This window comes from Methanosarcina sp. MSH10X1 (assembly GCF_004099695.1).
GTDB lineage: Archaea > Halobacteriota > Methanosarcinia > Methanosarcinales > Methanosarcinaceae > Methanosarcina.
Genome location: NZ_SCHL01000001.1, coordinates 112,909 through 127,423 on the forward strand (window position 1 = coordinate 112,909; position 14,515 = coordinate 127,423).

At 44.4% G+C, this 14,515-nt stretch carries 13 protein-coding genes; all 13 read left to right on the plus strand.

What is annotated here, in order from left to right:
* Positions 1-9: 9 nt before the first annotated feature.
* Entirely contained in the window at positions 10-900 is an 891-nt protein-coding gene (locus EQO05_RS00430; RefSeq protein WP_128502718.1) for a bile acid:sodium symporter family protein, read from the plus strand.
* A gap of 172 nt (positions 901-1,072) precedes the next feature.
* Positions 1,073-1,213 (plus strand): hypothetical protein, encoded by a 141-nt coding sequence (locus EQO05_RS00435; RefSeq protein WP_205793643.1) that lies wholly within the window; start codon positions 1,073-1,075, stop codon positions 1,211-1,213.
* 599 nt (positions 1,214-1,812) lie between these two features.
* Positions 1,813-2,520 (plus strand): mechanosensitive ion channel family protein, encoded by a 708-nt coding sequence (locus EQO05_RS00440; RefSeq protein ID WP_240664234.1) that lies wholly within the window; start codon positions 1,813-1,815, stop codon positions 2,518-2,520.
* A 180-nt stretch (positions 2,521-2,700) separates the two neighbouring features.
* Positions 2,701-5,058, plus strand: coding sequence for an arylsulfatase (locus EQO05_RS00445; protein ID WP_128502720.1), 2,358 nt, complete (start codon positions 2,701-2,703; stop codon positions 5,056-5,058).
* 115 nt (positions 5,059-5,173) lie between these two features.
* Positions 5,174-5,296: a hypothetical protein gene (locus EQO05_RS16055; protein WP_255420813.1), complete on the plus strand. Its 123-nt coding sequence runs from the start codon at positions 5,174-5,176 to the stop codon at positions 5,294-5,296.
* Positions 5,297-5,660: 364 nt separating this feature from the next.
* Positions 5,661-6,767, plus strand: a complete 1,107-nt coding sequence (locus tag EQO05_RS00450) for an AI-2E family transporter (RefSeq protein WP_240664235.1) — start codon at positions 5,661-5,663, stop codon at positions 6,765-6,767.
* A gap of 684 nt (positions 6,768-7,451) precedes the next feature.
* On the plus strand, positions 7,452-7,898 hold the full coding sequence (locus tag EQO05_RS00455; protein ID WP_240664236.1) for a DUF1269 domain-containing protein: 447 nt from the start codon (positions 7,452-7,454) through the stop codon (positions 7,896-7,898).
* Positions 7,899-8,071: 173 nt separating this feature from the next.
* The gene (locus tag EQO05_RS00460) at positions 8,072-8,560 is read left to right on the plus strand and encodes a DUF1269 domain-containing protein (protein ID WP_128502724.1); all 489 of its coding nucleotides are present in this window, start codon (positions 8,072-8,074) and stop codon (positions 8,558-8,560) included.
* Between the two features lie 176 nt (positions 8,561-8,736).
* Positions 8,737-10,050, plus strand: a complete 1,314-nt coding sequence (locus EQO05_RS00465; RefSeq protein WP_128503116.1) for an anaerobic sulfatase maturase — start codon at positions 8,737-8,739, stop codon at positions 10,048-10,050.
* Between the two features lie 20 nt (positions 10,051-10,070).
* Positions 10,071-11,561, plus strand: a complete 1,491-nt coding sequence (locus EQO05_RS00470) for an arylsulfatase (protein ID WP_128502727.1) — start codon at positions 10,071-10,073, stop codon at positions 11,559-11,561.
* Between the two features lie 454 nt (positions 11,562-12,015).
* Positions 12,016-12,156, plus strand: a complete 141-nt coding sequence (locus tag EQO05_RS15290) for a hypothetical protein (RefSeq protein WP_164888423.1) — start codon at positions 12,016-12,018, stop codon at positions 12,154-12,156.
* A gap of 119 nt (positions 12,157-12,275) precedes the next feature.
* Complete coding sequence (locus tag EQO05_RS00475; RefSeq protein ID WP_128502729.1) at positions 12,276-13,319, plus strand: AI-2E family transporter; 1,044 nt, start codon at positions 12,276-12,278, stop codon at positions 13,317-13,319.
* Between the two features lie 365 nt (positions 13,320-13,684).
* Entirely contained in the window at positions 13,685-14,239 is a 555-nt protein-coding gene (locus EQO05_RS00480) for a YqhA family protein (protein WP_240664237.1), read from the plus strand.
* Positions 14,240-14,515 lie beyond the last annotated feature (276 nt).

Genomic DNA, 14,515 nt, shown 5'->3' on the forward strand with positions numbered 1-14,515 from the left:
GTTCGAAACGTGGTTGAAACTGAAGCTTTCACGAGCCTTTTCCAAACCACCGGTTACATTGCTACACTGGTTTTTGTGCTGGCAAGCACATTTTCAGCTGGACTTTCTCTTACGGTTCGGCAGATTCTTGATCCACTGCATAATATAAAGCTGGTACTTCTCGCGCTTTTAGCAAATTTTATACTTGTACCTGCGCTTGCACTGGTCTTGCTGTATGTATTCTCACTTCCACGACCACTGGCAATCGGGCTTTTTATTCTTGGTACTGTTGCAGGGTCTCCTTTCGTCCTGAAGCTCACGCAGGCAGCCAGAGGAGATGTTGCTCTTGCATCAGGCCTGATGATACTCCTTATGGTTGTAACAACTTTTTATTTGCCTGTCGTTCTCCCTATATTTTTTCCCAGAATCGAGACCAGTGACTGGGATCTTATCAGATCTATGGCTGAGATAATACTTATCCCGCTGGCGCTTGGTCTTCTGGTCCGTGCAAGATACGGTGAACTGGCAGAAGAAATGCGCCCTTTTATTGGTGAAGTGAGTAGCCTTGCCTTCCTCGTTCTGATCATATCCTACATTCTAGCTTACTTACCTGCCATGATGCGTATTATCACTGAGACCTATGCACTCTTTGCAGGAATTATATTTACAATTGGGTCATATGCACTTGGCTATTTTCTGGGAGATCCTGATAGATCACACAGGCGGGCATTAGGCTTCGGAACTGCCCAGCGCAATATCTCGGTAGCACTGGCAATTGCAAGTTTAAATTTCAGAGATCCTTATGTTACAATCATGATCTTTTTCATATCAATTGTTGCTGTGATATTGCTGATGGTTTTTGCGCAGGAAATTGGTTATCATCACAAAAAGGGGGAAAAAGCCACTTGGGATGAGGAGTAACTTCTTGAACAATAGTTTTGAAGAGCACATGATTGAAAAAATATTTTCAAATAACCATGAAATTCTCCTGTGAGTCAGGTAACCTCAGAGAGATATATAACTTATATTCGGTGATCTGCTGGCCCTATGAATGTTGTAGCTAAAGCTCAGGATAAGCAGCAGGAAAGAGCCCATGGTTGAAGAAAGCACAGCTTTTGTCATTGCCTTTGGAGTACTGCTTTTTATTTTCAGTTTAATATCAAGAAAAATTTCAGGGTCGATGGTCACAAACCCTATGATCTTTGTCTTCGGCTTGCTACTATTGAAAGTTTAGCTTAGTTTTCTAAAGAGGCATAGATAAAAGGTCACTGAAGGCATGAGCCAGTTAAATGTACATTAACCGGTTGTGAAAGAAAAGGACTGATTAAACTGTAAACTTAGAGGTAGAATTTTTATGGTGAATGGAGTACTTTGAGACTTTACGGCAGGGAGAGATTCTGGAAAAGGAGGGGGGTAATGTGTGGTTAATATCGAAAATACTGAAAACATACTAATTTTTAGCAAGTTGTTTGTGCAAATTGCTATTATTCTCGTAGCCACATTTAGTGCCATACTGATAAGCAGGTTTATCCTTAAGCGGTGGTTGTGGCCGGCAGTCGGAAAAACCAGGACAAATCTTGACAACCTGATTCTTAGATTTTTGCAACGTTTTCTTCTGATTACTATCTTTCTACTGGGTCTCCAGGCGTTAATAAGGCTGCTCGAGGAGTTTATCAGCCCGTATATCGAATACTTAGACAAACTTTTTTCTTTTTCTACTGGATTATAACAGTCTATATCATTTTTCACCTTATAAATCTCGTTTCAGACCTTTACCTATTTCAATTTCCCCGGCGAGAGGGTGAAGTTATCGATAAGCGCGTAGTTCAAACTATGAGAAACATTCTACTGCTGGTCATCGGCCTTTTTGCTGTCATTGTGCTTCTTGAGTACTTCGGGATCACAGGTGCTGCAATTAATACATCCCTTGCTGCACTTGGCGTAGGAGGTATTATTTTGGGCCTTGCGGCTCAGTCGGCACTGAGCAATATTATATCAAGGATTGTGCTTTTAATTGATCGCCCTTTCAAAGTGGGGGATAGGATCAGAATCGAACTGCTTGACACATGGGGTGACCGGTTAGGGATCAGCTGGAGGTCAACTCGTATTCTTACTAGAGATAACCGCCTCGTAGCAATCCCCAACTCAGTCATAAGTGAGGATCTTATTACGAATTACTCCACACCCGGCAAGATGTTTTGTGTCGAGACTGATGTTGTCGTATCCTATGGCGCTGATATCGAATGTGTGAGAAGCCTTATCCTTAATGCGCTGAAGCAGGAAAACTGGATAATGCATGAAGAACCGGTACAGGCACTCTTGCTCGAATTTTCAGATTCAGGAATGAAGTTCAAAGTCAGGTGCTGGATAGAGAACTATGTAGATCTCCGGGTTTCGCTAGATCAGCTTAACACGGCAATTTACAAAGTTCTTCATGCTGCAGATATTGAATTGTCGGCTTACAATATCGTTATTGGTTCTACTGGTCCGAAGACCGGGTCTATAGTATCTAATTGCCGCAAAAATTCCAGGAGTAAATAACTTTGCTTCAATAAGCTTATTCAATATAATTTAGATCAGTAAACCATCAAAAGTAAAATAACATGTATATTATTTTATACATGACGAAACGATATGATCTTAAACTTCGAGTTCTGAGGAGTTCTCGCAGTTCTGTAAAGTGGAACTTTTACTAATGCCAGAGCATCAGGGGGGAAATAGATGTCACTGAAAAAATATAAGCCTGGATTTCCTTTTCCAGGGAAAATAGGGCGTACGATAGATAGATCAGAACCGGCCTGGCCGGCACAACGACGAACAAAAGATGGCTCACCCAATGTACTGTTCATTGTGCTGGACGACACAGGTTTTGGACAACTCGGTTGCTACGGCAGCCCTATTCACACACCAAATCTGGATAGCCTGGCTGATGGAGGACTTCTCTATAATAATATGCATACGACTGGACTGTGCTCTCCATCACGCACATGCATACTGACCGGTCGAAATCACCATTCAAACAATATGGCTGCCGTAGCCGATAATTCTACAGGTTTTCCCGGTTATAACGGGTATGTACCCTTTGAAAACGGTTTTTTGTCGGAAATACTTCTGGAACATGGATACAATACCTATGCTCTTGGCAAATGGCATTTAACGCCTCTAGAACAGATTTCGGCAACAGGACCTTATGATCGATGGCCTCTGGGGAGAGGGTTCGAACGCTTTTACGGTTTTATGGGAGGCGACACGAACCAGTATTACCCTGAGCTGGTTTATGATAATCACTATGTAATTGCTCTCCCGAGGGCTCCCGAAGAAGGTTATACCCTGAATGAGGACCTGGCTGATAGGGCTATCCAGTTCATTGCTAATACCAAACAGATCGACCCAAACAAGCCTTTTTTCCTGTACTACTGCCCTGGAGCCACGCATGCTCCTCATCATGTTCCTAAAGAATGGGCAGATAAGTATAAAGGCAAATTTGATGACGGCTGGGAAGCTTATCGGGAGAAAACGTTCGCGCGGCAGAAAGAACTTGGTGTTATCCCGAAAAATGCCAGATTATCCTCCCATGATCCGGATGTCCCGCACTGGAACGAGTGCTCTCCTGATGAAAAGAAGATCTACTCTCGAATGATGGAGGTTTATGCCGGGTTTCTGGAGCAGACTGATTACCATATAGGCAGGATAATACAGTTCCTGAAAGAAGCTGGTGAGTTTGAGAATACCCTGATCATGGTGATTTCAGACAATGGAGCCAGTGCCGAAGGCGGTTCCACGGGAACAATCAATGAGAACCAGTTCTTCAACAATGTGCCCGGTTTAATGGAGGAGAGCCTTGAATACCTGGATAAACTGGGAGGGCCGGAGACGTTCAGCCACTATGCCTGGGGCTGGGCATGGGCAGGAGATACGCCCTTCCGTCGCTGGAAACGAGAGACCTATCGCGGTGGCGTCAGTGATCCCTTTATTGTCCACTGGCCAAGAGGAATGAAAGCCAGAGGCGAGATTAGAAACCAGTACGCCCATGCTATCGATATGGTACCAACAGTCCTGGATTGCCTGGGAATAGAGCCACCGCTGTCTATTAAGGGAATAACTCAATCAGCTATTGAAGGAGTAAGTTTTGCACATACCTTCGACAATGCCGATGCGCCTACCAAACATCACACCCAGTACTTTGAGATGATAGGAAATCGTGCTCTGTATTACGATGGTTGGCGCGCCGTATGTCCATGGCCCGGGCCTTCATTTGCTGAAGCAGAACATGTCTTTGGCTCGCCGATCACGGCAGATATACTGGTCGAGCTGGATGCAAAAGGCTGGGAACTTTACCATGTGGACAAAGATTGGACAGAGACCGAAAATGTGGCAGAGGAGAAGCGGTCCAGGTTAATCGAAATGATCGCCATCTGGTATACAGAGGCCGGAAAATATAATGTGCTGCCTATCGATAGCCGTATGGTGCAACGCCTTAACGAAGAACGCCCTTCCGCTGCACCTGATAGATCGGTTTACAAATATTATCCCGAGACTGAGCCGGTAATCCTGAGTGCGGCAGTTAATGTGCTCAACCGCTCACACCTTATTACAGCCCATGTAGATATTCCTAAAGGAGGTGCTGAAGGGGTCCTGCTAGCCAATGGCACTGTCGGCGGCGGCTATTCGTTCTATATGAAAGATGGAAAGTTGCACTATGTACACAACTATGTAGCCAGAACTCTTCACCATCTGGAATCCTCGGAGAATGTCCCAGAGGGACGGCATCAACTCAGCTTCGAGTTCAAGGTGACAGGTAAGCCAAATCTTGCCAGAGGGGAGGGCGCACCAGGAATAGCGCAACTCTTTATAGACGGAAAATCAGTTGCCAGGGCTGATATACCTGTAACGATCCCAATTACCCTTGGAATAACCAGCGGGCTCACCTGCGGTTCAGCCCCTGCATCGCCAATTACACCTGACTACAAGCCTCCCTTCAAGTTCACAGGCAAGATATTTAAGGTGACTGTGGACGTAAGCGGCAAGTTACACGAAGATAAGGAGGCTGAGATGCGTATGATCATGGCGCGGCAATAAACAGATAAAGCCTGGCAGATCTACAGTCATACCTTTTAAGGTCTGACAGGCCACAAACCCCGGGAATTCGCAGAAATGGTGAAGATAAATCTGATGATGAGAACCGGGAATCTTCGTGACAGGATTTGCGAATAAGGACAATATTGCAGGCAAGGGCAAAAGCAAATATGTTTTTGATAACCGGAACCAGGATGGTACTCCACCTATAATGCTTGCATTTTATAAGTATGGGCCTTGAGGTGCTCTTGATCTATTGTCATTACCTTTGCTGTCGACGCGCTTATAGAGAATGTAATTTTCCCGTCACTTGCGAGGTAAACCTGCAATTCTCTGCTGCTTTTTTGTTTCCTGGCCTTATTTACCGGAATTTTGCATTTGGATTATGGAGTATGCTGCTTTCAATTCTTCTTACAATCGTTTTGAAGATTTTACTTAAGGGTTTTGAAGAAACAGCCAGATTAATGGGACCAGTGGAACACATAGATAACAATTAAAAACTAGTCAAACTGCTTTTTTCAAATCCTAATTTTAATATTATGTATGATAACTCATATATATCCTAAATTTTATATTCTTTATAATATAATGCTGCAACTATTTTTTTGACGCAAAGTTCTCGGATAGGGAAGAGAAAGTTTGGGGATGTAAGCATAAACACAAGTACCATTTCAACACCAGCCAAAATCCTGATTTACAGTACTGCTGCGGTTCTCCTTACACTCGGTATGAAAGCGATTTCAGATATACTGGTACCGGTTTTTTTCGCGCTTTTTGCCTTTCTGATCTTTTCTCCTCTTGTTCACTGGCTCATGAGGAAAGGGGTTCCGGGAAAGATCAGCGTTCTTGTGGTGATCCTTTTGTTCATGTTTGTTTTTGTTGGAACCGCAATTCTCTTTGCGAGCTCTTTACTCCAGCTCAGTGGCAGGATACCAAGCTATGAAAATCAGTTGCAGAGTATTCTGAACAGTATTTCAACATATTTGCCTGAAGCCGGAGTATCGTTGGAATCGGCTTTGCGCGATATTTCGGCATTTGCTTTCGGTGTAAGTACACAAATTATTACAGGAGCCTTAAGTGCAGGGTCAACACTTGTGCTCATTTTTATCACGACAACATTTTTGCTTCTGGATGCTGCAGGTGCGCCAAAAAAGGTACAGAGAGAAGCTGAAGGGCAGCCAGTCCATGTTTCGCGGTTTACTGAATTGAGCAGAACTGTCGTAAGCTATATGCTCCTGAGGACTGAGACCAATCTGTTTGGGGGCATTGGAGTTGCTATACTTCTTCTTATTGGGGGCATAGATTTTGCTCTTCTCTGGGGTCTCCTGTTCTTCCTGTTCGGTTATATTCCTTATCTGGGCTTTTATCTGGCAGCTATTCCACCTATTTTACTTGGCCTGTTCAAATATGGGGTTATAGGGGCAGTAGGTGTCCTTATAGCCATCACCCTTGTCAACTTGCTCGTGGAGAATGTCGTTTTCCCGTCTATTGCGGGAAAAGGCCTCAAACTATCTCCGACGCTTGTGTTTCTTTCTTTATTTTACTGGTCTTACGTACTGGGGACAGCAGGTGCGCTCATTGCCGTACCCCTTACAATAGTTGTAAAAATAGTTCTGGAAAGTTCCGAAGATACACGCTTGATGGCTAAACTCATGGAATCAAGTGGGGATAGAGATGAGGATGAGGAAAGGATTCTAGAAAGTTCGCCCTGAAGTTCTAAAGCCCTGTGATTCCGAAAATACCAGCTAGCGGCATTGACAGCTATCTATACCCGGTTATGGCTGAGAAATTCAAAATAAATCAATGCCTCCTCCTGATTTCACATTACATTTTCTGATCTAGGTGATGAGCTGGCAGTTTTCGTATATGGTAAAGATTTGAAAGAAAAACAGGATTGGCTAAAGAAGAAAAGTACCCCTGATTTTAAAGAATAATCCTGCTCAGCAGACCAGATAAAATTAATCAATATGCATAGGATGATATATATAAAAGAATAATTATATAAAGTGGATTATTGAACGCCGAGCCTGGGAAATCTCGAGGATTAGTTGGGGGTTGACAGAGTAATATTAACCGGTAGATACCTGGTAAGCGGTTCTGTGATAAAACATTTGATAAATCTCGGCACCCAGGTTGAAATCGATAGTATCCAAAAAAGGCCATCTTAATTAATTCACATACCTCTGAATAGTGCAGTCTGTTGAAGAATAGACGCGATACTCCGGTTTTTCAGGATTTAAAAACGGTAATGGAGACGATCGTTTCGCTTTCGTTGCCGAACTGGCTTGAAAACACAAAAATCAATAAAATCCATGATATAAAAGGAGGTTTGAGTTATAGCAACTTTAACTGTTCTGAAGTTTGAAACTATTGACGGTGCTGAAAGGGCACTTCATGTGATTCAGGATCTGAGCAAGCAGAATCTGATTAATCTGCATGATGCAGCCATAGTTACCTGGCCTGCGGACAAGAAGAAGCCTAAAACCAAACAATTATCGGATCTATCAGGCGTAGGATCAATGAGCGGCGCTTTCTGGGGTTTGCTGTTCGGTCTTATCTTCTTCGTTCCTATATTTGGCATGGTTGTCGGTGCCGCATTGGGTGCACTCACCGGTTCCATGGCAGACGTCGGGATTAGTGATGACTTTATCAAGTCTGTCCGCAGCAAAGTGACTCCTGGTACATCAGCTCTCTTTCTTATGACCAGCGATGCCGTGAAAGATAGGGTTTTCGAAGCCATGCAGCAGTTCAATTTTGAGATAATTGCCACCAACCTGTCCAGGGAAGAAGAAGAAAAACTGCGCGCTGCCTTTGCCGAAGAGGAAGCAGCTCCAGCACATTGAATTCTGACCTGAAAGCCGCCCCTCCAGAAAGCAAAATTAAGGAGAACAGCGGTTTCTCAAAAACGATAGGAAGGTGGAGGAAAGGAGCAAAAGGTCGGTTCCTTTCCACATTTTTGCTTTTATTTATTTTTCAGGAAAAAAGGCTGGTAGGAGAATAAAAGGGGTTTTGAGGAATGGCAACTCTAACAGTTCTGAAGTTTGAAACTACCGATGGTGCTGAAAAGGCACGTCACGTGATTGAAGATCTGAGCAAGCAGAATCTGATCACCCTGCATGATGCAGCCATAGTTACCTGGCCTGCGGATAAGAAGAAGCCAAAAACCGAGCAGTTGAAAAGTGAAACAGATAAGGGGATACTTAGCGGCGCTTTTTGGGGCATGCTCTTTGGCCTGCTTTTCTTTGTTCCTATATTAGGCCTGGTCGTTGGAGCCACAATGGGTGGAATGGCAGGGTCCATGTCCGATGTGGGCATTAACGATGAGTTCATCCGATCCGTCCGCAGCAAAGTGACTCCAGGTACGTCAGCCCTTTTTCTTATGACCAGCGATGCCGTCAAGGATAAGGTTTTCGAAGCCATGAGGCAGTTCAATTTTGAGATAATTGCTACCAACCTGTCCGAGGAAGGCGAAGAAAAACTTCGGGAAGCCTTTGCTGAGGAATAATCCCGAATGAAAAATCAGACCTTGCCAGAGAGTTAACTCTCTGAAAACCTCATTCAGTTTCTTGAAATTGGCAACAATATAAGAGTTATGGATTTTAAAAAGTATCTTCTGCCTGCTAGATCTTTATCGCAAAAATGTGAAAAACTGCTGAAGAACAATCCCTATAGTGAATGGAAATGATAGAAAACCATCTTCCTCCTCGAATTCATGTGCTGGCCAAGCCAACAGGAGCCATCTGCAACCTGGCCTGTTCCTATTGTTTTTTTCTTGACAAGGAACTGCTCTATCCCGGCAGCAGGTTCCGCATGTCAGACGACGTTCTGGAGAATTACATCCGGCAGCTTATCGAAGCCCACCGCAGCCCGCAGGTAACTGTTGCCTGGCAGGGGGGTGAACCTACCCTGATGGGAATCGACTTTTACCGGCATGCAATAGAGGTGCAGGAAAAGTACAGAAAACCGGGCATGACGTTCGAAAATACTATGCAGACAAATGGTACGCTGCTTGACAACGAATGGTGCCGGTTCTTTAAGGAAAACGGTTTTCTCATCGGGATCAGCATCGATGGCCCTCGTGAACTGCACGATGCCTACCGGGTGGACAAAAAAGGGGAAGGGACTTTCGATAGGGTCATGAGGGGGCTTCGCCTGCTACAAAAACATGGCGTGGAATATAATGTCCTGACAACAGTAAACAGGGTCAATGCCGATTATCCGCTGGAAGTCTACCGCTTTCTGCGGGACGAAGCCGGAACAGACTGGATTCAGTTCATTCCGGTTGTAGAGAGGATAAATGAGGAGGGACACTCCCTTTATCAGAAAGGGGACACGGTCTCGGACCGGTCGGTGCAACCAGAACAGTTTGGAAGCTTTCTGAACCGTATTTTCGACGAGTGGGTGAGAAATGATGTGGGCAGGGTCTTCGTGCAGACTTTTGAGGCTTCTGTACGCAGATGGCTGAACATGCCTTCAGGCATGTGCGTTTTTGAAGAGACATGTGGTATGGGGCTTGCTCTGGAGCACAATGGCGATCTCTACTCGTGCGATCATTTTGTGGAGCCGGACTACCTTCTTGGCAATATCATGGTAAAAGAGATTTCTGAGCTTGCTGCCTCGGAAAAGCAGTACAGGTTCGGTCAGGACAAACATGATACTCTGCCGCAGGAATGCCGTGAATGCGATGTGCTCTTTGCTTGCAGGGGAGAATGTCCTAAAAACCGCTTTCTTGCCACTTCTACCGGAGAAACCGGCCTGAACTACCTTTGCGGAGGCTGGAAAGCTTTCTTCCATCATATCGACTTTCCGATGCAGATCATGGCAGGCCTGATGCGCAGGGGTTATCCGGCAGAAGAGGTCATGCGAATACTGGTCCTGGAAGACGCTTTTGCCCGTGCAGGCCGAAACGACCCCTGCCCCTGTGGCAGTGGGCTCAAGTTCAAACGCTGTCACGGCCTCAAGAAAAAGGGGCCCAAAATCCGAAATATCAATTAATCTATATAATGGGGATAAAAATGACAGAAAAGAAACCAAACATACTGGTCATCTGGGGAGATGACATTGGCATTAGTAACCTCAGCTGCTACAGTGACGGTCTGATGGGGTACACAACACCAAACATTGACCGGATAGCTAATGAAGGCATAAGGTTTACGGACTCATATGGGGAGCAGAGCTGCACCGCAGGCAGGGCATCTTTTATTACAGGACAGAGTGCCTTCCGCACAGGTTTGAGTAAAGTAGGCATGCCCGGAGCAAAACTTGGAATCCGATCCGAGGACCCGACTATAGCCGAATTATTAAAGCCACTTGGTTATGCCACGGGCCAGTTTGGAAAAAATCATTTTGGAGACCGGGATGAACATTTGCCTACCCGCCACGGTTTCGATGAGTTTTTTGGCAACCTTTACCACCTTAATGCTGAGGAAGAACCGGAAAATCCGGACTATCCACCTGAGAAGGATTTTCCAGATTTTCGGAAAAATTATGGTCCGAGGGGCGTAATCCGGAGCTATTCTGACGGCCGCATTGAAGATACAGGCCCGCTAACACGAAAACGCATGGAAACCGTAGATCTGGAATTTCTTGAAGCAGCAACCGATTTTATTAAGCGCCAGCATGAGAATGGGAAACCGTTCTTTGTCTGGTTCAATACTACCTGGATGCACTTCAGGGTCCATGTCCCGGAGAAAATAAAGGGGCAGTCCGGGCGCTGGCAGTCGGAATATCATGATGCAATGATCGAGCACGATCGGCAGGTCGGTATGCTATTGAATTTGCTGGATGAACTTGGAATTGCCGATGACACTATAGTTGTCTACAGCACGGACAATGGGCCCCATATGAATACCTGGCCCGATGCTGCCATGACCCCGTTCCGTAACGAGAAAAACTCCTGCTGGGAAGGAGCTTTCCGCGTTCCCGAAATAATGCGCTGGCCTGCTAAGATCCAGGCAGGCAGGACTTCTAATGAGATCGTGAGTCATCTTGACTGGCTGCCCACTTTCCTTGCAGCCGCCGGAGAGCCGGACATTAAGGAGAAACTCAAAGAAGGCTATAAAGCAGGAGACAGAACTTTCAAGGTGCATCTTGACGGCTATAATCTGCTTCCATACCTTACAGAAGAAGAAAAGAAATCCCCACGTACCGAATTCTTTTACTTTTCCGACGATGGGGACCTGGTAGCTCTCAGGTACGATAACTGGAAAATGGTCTTTATGGAGCAGCGCGTAATTGGTACCTTACAGGTCTGGGCTGAACCTTTTGTCCAGCTTCGCGTACCAAAAATCTTCAACCTGCGCACTGACCCCTATGAAAGGGCAGATCAGACCTCAAACACCTATTATGACTGGCTGCTGGATCATGCCTTCCTGCTGGTGCCTGCCCAGGCTATTGTGGGTGATTTTTTAGCAACTTTCAAAGATTACCCTCCACGCCAGAAAGCTGCAAGTTTTACCGTGGATCAGGTTATGGACAGGCTCTTGCAGGGAATCGGGAGCACCTGAGTGTGAAGGAAGCAAAAAGAACAAATCGGGCTAATTGCCTGTTAATTCAACCTGAATATCAGAACTGAGACAAGCGGGAAACAGGTTTTAAACGCTGGACAGCTGGATTTTAAGCGAATCAGGTGATCTATGCCGGTAATTTTGGAAATCTCCAAAATGTACAGGGTGTAACATGTGCATGGGTATATACCCATGTGATACTTACAACCCTTCTTCCTCTATTTTTACAACCCTTCTTCCTCGGTTTTTAAACCCTTTTTCCTCGATTTTTACAACCCTTTTTCCTCGATTTTTGCCGTACTCTAATTCATACCTTCGTGGGCACCCTTGCTGTTCCTACCATTTTTATGATTGTGAATATGTTTTTGGAAAATCCTGTTATCCCCTCATTAACAGGGAAGGGGCTCAATTTATCTCCTCAATATCTCCCGCAATCTTATTTTTCCCTGCTCTAGTGAAACCACTTACTGGGAAGGACAGGTGTGATACTGTCAGTATCACTTACGATATTTTGAAATTCGTATCTGAAAGGTTTGATGAAATGAGATGGCTTGCCAGGTGGATTGTTCCCGCTGAAGATCCTGAGCACAGTTAAAAAAAGCAGAAAAAAGCCAAGAACACGGATGGACAAGAAAAATTCGAAACTCTGTGAAAATTTTTTTATACCAGTAGTTGAATGTTAATTAATGGGTATAAAGGTGTCCGGGAGCCTAAATGAATACAGATCAAACTAATAACGGTAGCTATTCAGTACCTGCCAGGATTCTCCTCTACGGTACGGCGGCAGTCATCCTGACAATCGGGATGCGGGAGATTTCAGATATACTTGTGCCTGTTTTTTTCTCGATTTTTGCATTTCTGATCTTTGCCCCGCTGGTTAACTGGTTCCAGAGAAAGGGCATACCCGGTCCAGTAAGTGTAGGGCTGGTAATTTTCTTCTTTATTATTGTTGCCACAGGTGCAGTCCTTCTTGTTGCAGGCTCCCTGTTCCAGCTCAGCGGCCAGATTCCGGGTTATCAAGCCCAATTTCTGGAATTTATACAGAATTTTGAGCAGTATTTGCCCGCATCAGATGAATTTTCCTTTGAAGGAGTTCTACGTGATATAGGGGCATTCGTACTTGGTCTGACTGCAGGAATTCTTACAGGAGCTCTGAACACCGGAACAACAGCCGTGCTCATCATCACCACTACAACGTTTTTGCTGCTTGATGCGGCAGGCGCCCTTAGAAAGGTGCAAAGGAAAGCTGAAACTCAACCAGTGCTATTTTTAAGAGTTATCGAACTTGGCAAGAGCCTGGTGAGCTACATTCTTATCAGGACTGAAACCAATCTGATTGCAGGCACCGGAACAGCCATAATTCTCCTTATCGCAAGAATCGATTTTGCAATTCTCTGGGGAATTCTCGCCTTCCTGCTCGGTTATATTCCGTTTCTCGGCTTTATTCTGGCATCTTTTCCACCTGTACTGCTTGCACTACTTAAGTATGGACCTCTCGGAGCGCTTGCAGTTCTTGCCGGGATCTGGCTTATAAACGAGTTTGTGGAAAGTATTGTTCTTCCGGCTCTTGCAGGAAAAAGCCTGAAATTATCTCCATCAATAGTATTTCTTTCTTTATTCTACTGGGCTTTTGTGCTGGGTCCCTCAGGTGCGCTTATAGCCGTACCCCTTACAATGGTTGTTAAAATGATTCTGGAAAGTTCCGATGATACGCGCTGGATGGCAAATATGATGGAATCGGGTGAAAGTAAAGAGTAAACCCGGAGGAAAAAACAGGCAAATTTTTTTTTTAAATAACTGGGAGCAACTTAAAAAACATTAAAGGCCGGACTACTATAACCAGATATCTCCAGAGAATATACCCTCTGAATATGATTTTAATTTTCTCAAAGCTAATAGCTATAAACTCGCAGCCATAACTGACAATCACAAGCCGGGAGTAAGGCAAGAAAACAATGGGGTCCGATAAAAGACTGTAAAATAGGACAGAACGGTACTGTAGATTAAAATATCTATGAGATTGATTCCGGCTCATAGAATAAATCAAAATATAAAAAGAATAAATATAAAGATAGAAATAAAAAAACAAAGCAAAGCTGGGAGGGGGGCTTCCGATCAAAGTCGTGAGATTTATTGCAGGAATGCGCTTTTTCGTACTGATTCCGGTGATCGGGCTGGCGATTGCCACTTGCGCTTTGTTTATTAAAGGCGGCATCGATATTGTTCATTTTATGGTAGTACTGATTACAGGAGTGGCAGAGACAGATCCAGAGATGAATATCATCGTTGAAATCGTGGAAACTGTCCATCTCTTCTTAGTCGGTACAGTACTCTTTCTTACTTCTTTAGGGCTCTACCAATTATTTATCCAGCCGCTCCCTTTCCCGGGATGGCTGAAAATAAATGATATTGAGGAACTGGAGTTAAACCTTGTTGGGCTCACCATTGTTGTGCTGGGAGTTAACTTCTTGAGCGTGATCTTTGAACCGCAAGAAATAAACCTGGCTGTTTATGGAATAGGCTATGCCTTACCCATTGCAGCTCTGGCTTATTTTATGAAAGTTCGTTCACGCATAACCAAGCGGAGTCGCGAGGAAGGTGAATGCCTTGCAGCCATAGGGAAGGTGGTCACTGAAGACAGCGAATCGAGCTGGTTATCAGACGAAAGGAAAGACTGAAACTGAATTCATTGATTCTCCCACTTCTCTTTATGTTTACTCTTACAGGATGCTACGTCAGATCCTTACGTTAAATCCTTAATAGTTTTTAATAAACTTTAGCCGAAGATATAGACTTTCTCAATTGAAGGAATAACAACTTTTTTTATTTAAGTAGAATGATTCCTTTTTGCAGGACGATTCCTTTTTGCAGGACGCTATTTTGAAAAAACAATAATTTCAAATGCGGGCAAAGGAGTCAATAGATAAATAAATTAGAAAATATAAAAGTAGATT